The organism is Streptomyces sp. SID486 (assembly GCF_009865385.1).
Classification (GTDB): domain Bacteria; phylum Actinomycetota; class Actinomycetes; order Streptomycetales; family Streptomycetaceae; genus Streptomyces.
The window spans coordinates 1-2,578 of the sequence record NZ_WWJT01000026.1; the positions used below are offsets into that span (position 1 = coordinate 1).

General features: G+C 75.1%; 2 protein-coding genes. Both read left to right on the top strand.

Translation table 11 applies throughout. The annotated features are described in order from the left end of the window. Positions 1 to 562, top strand: a 562-nt coding sequence (locus GT045_RS01080) for a phosphopantetheine-binding protein (RefSeq protein WP_237538256.1), incomplete at its 5' end; no start/stop codon positions are given. Then, on the top strand, positions 562 to 2,578 hold a 2,017-nt coding region (locus tag GT045_RS01085), incomplete at its 3' end, for a type I polyketide synthase (protein WP_161332994.1). The genes GT045_RS01080 and GT045_RS01085, both read left to right, overlap by 1 nt.

A 2,578-nucleotide genomic window follows, 5' to 3' on the forward strand; every position in this document is an offset into this window, starting at 1 on the left:
CGCCCGGCGGCGCGGTGCCGGACCCGGCACGGGCGCCCCCGGCTCCTGGCGCGACCGGCTCGCACCGCTGTCCGACGCCGACCGCGACCGCGCCCTGCTGGAGCTGGTCCGCACGCACGTCGCCGGCGTGCTCGGGCACCCCTCGCCCGAGTCGGTGGACCCGCAGCGCGCCTTCCAGGAGATGGGCTTCGACTCGCTCGCCGCCGTCGAACTGCGCAACCTCCTCGCGGGCGCCACCGGCCTCACCCTGCCCGCCACGCTCGTCTTCGACCAGCCCACCCCGCTCACCCTCGCCACCCACCTCAGGACCGCACTGGTGCCCGGACCGGCCGACCGGGCCCGGTCCGCGCTGGCCGAGGTGGACCGCCTCGAAGCGGCCCTGCACGCCCTGCCCGACCAGGACGGCAGCCACACCCGCGTCACCGCGCGCCTCGAAGCGCTGCTGCGCAGCTGGCAGGACGCCCACGGACGGCACAGCGCGCCCGAGTCGCCGGAGGACTTCCGGGACGCCAGCGACGACGAACTCTTCGCCAGGATCGACAACGAACTGGGAGCCCAGTGATGGAAGACTCGGCCACGGCCGGCAAGCTCCGCGACTACCTCAAGCGGGCCACGACCGAGCTGGAGCGCAGCCGCCGCCGCGTACGGGAACTGGAGGAGCAGGACCGCGAGCCCATCGCCGTCATCGGCATGGGCTGCCGCTACCCCGGCGGGGTGCGCACCCCCGAGGACCTGTGGCGCGTCGTCGACGAGGGCGTCGACGTCGTCACCGAGTTCCCCACCGACCGCGGCTGGGACGTCGAGGCGATCTACGACCCCGAGCCCGGCGCCCCCGGCAAGACCTACGTCCGCCACGGCGGGTTCCTGCACGACGCCGCCGAGTGCGACCCCGCGTTCTTCGGCATCAGCCCCAAGGACGCGCCGGGCACCGACCCGCAGCAGCGGCTGCTGCTGGAGGTCACCTGGGAGGCGTTCGAGCGCGCGGGCATCGACCCCACCACGGTCAAGGGCTCCGCCACCGGTGTCTTCGTCGGCCTCATGCACCACGACTACACCGGCGGCACCATCTCCGGCAGCATCGTCTCCGGCCGCATCGCCTACACCCTGGGCCTGGAGGGCCCCGCGGTCACCATGGACACCGCCTGCTCCTCCTCCCTGGTGGCACTGCACTCGGCGATCCGGTCACTGCGCAAGGGGGAGTGCTCCCTGGCACTGGCGGGCGGCGCCGCCGTCATGGCCAGCCCCGAGATGTTCATCGAGTTCAGCGAGCGCCGCGCGCTGTCCCCCGACGGCCGCTGCCACTCCTTCTCCGACGACGCCGCCGGCGCCGCCTGGGCCGAGGGCGCCGGCATGCTGCTCGTGGAGCGGCTGTCCGACGCCCGGCGCAACGGCCACGAGGTGCTGGCCGTGGTGCGCGGCTCGGCCGTCAACCAGGACGGCGCCTCCAACGGCCTGACCGCCCCCAGCGGTCCGGCCCAGGTCCGGGTGATCCGGCAGGCCCTCGCCGACGCACAGCTCGCCCCCCACCACATCGACGCGGTCGAGGCGCACGGCACCGGCACCACCCTCGGCGACCCCATCGAGGCCCAGGCCGTCATCGCCGCCTACGGCCAGGACCGGCCGGAGAACCAGCCGCTGTGGCTCGGCTCCATCAAGTCCAACATGGGCCACCCGCAGGCCGCGGCCGGCGTCGGCGCCGTCATCAAGATGGTCATGGCGATGCGCCACGGCACCCTGCCGCGCACCCTGCACGCCGAGAAGCCCAGCACCGCCGTCGACTGGAGCGCCGGCGACGTCCGGCTGCTCACCGAGGGCCGCCCCTGGGACACCCCCGACGGACGCCCCCGGCGGGCCGGCGTGTCCTCCTTCGGCATCTCCGGCACCAACGCCCACACCATCCTGGAGCAGGCACCCCCCGTCGAAGCCGCCGCGGCCGCCCCGGAACGCGCCGCGCTGCCCGTCGTACCGTGGGTGCTGTCCGGCAAGGGACCCGACGCCGTCCGGCGCCAGGCGGAGCGGCTCCTCGCGGTCGCCGGCGACCTCGACCCGTACGACGTCGGCCACTCGCTGGCCACCACACGAACCGTCTTCCCCCACCGGGCCGCGGTCACCGGCCGCGACCGCGACGAACTGCTGGCCGGTCTGCGCGCCGTCGCCGACGGCAGCCGGCCCGCCGTGGCGGCCCCCGAACCCGGCCGCCTCGGCCTGCTGTTCTCCGGCCAGGGCTCCCAGCGCCCCGGCATGGGCCGCACCCTGCACGCCGCGTTCCCGGTGTTCGCCGCGGCCTTCGACGAGATCTGCGCCGCCTTCGACACCCACCTGGACCGTCCGCTGCGCGAGGTGATGCACGACGAGGACACCGACCCCGCCACGTCGCCGCTGAACCGGACCGTGTACACGCAGGCCGCCCTGTTCACCTTCGAGACCGCCCTGTACCGGCTGCTGGAGCACTGGGGTGTCCGCCCGGACCTGCTCGCCGGGCACTCCGTCGGCGAGGTCGTCGCCGCACACGTCGCCGGGGTCCTCGACCTGACGGACGCGGTCGCCCTGGTCGCCGCCCGCGGCCGGCTGATGCAGG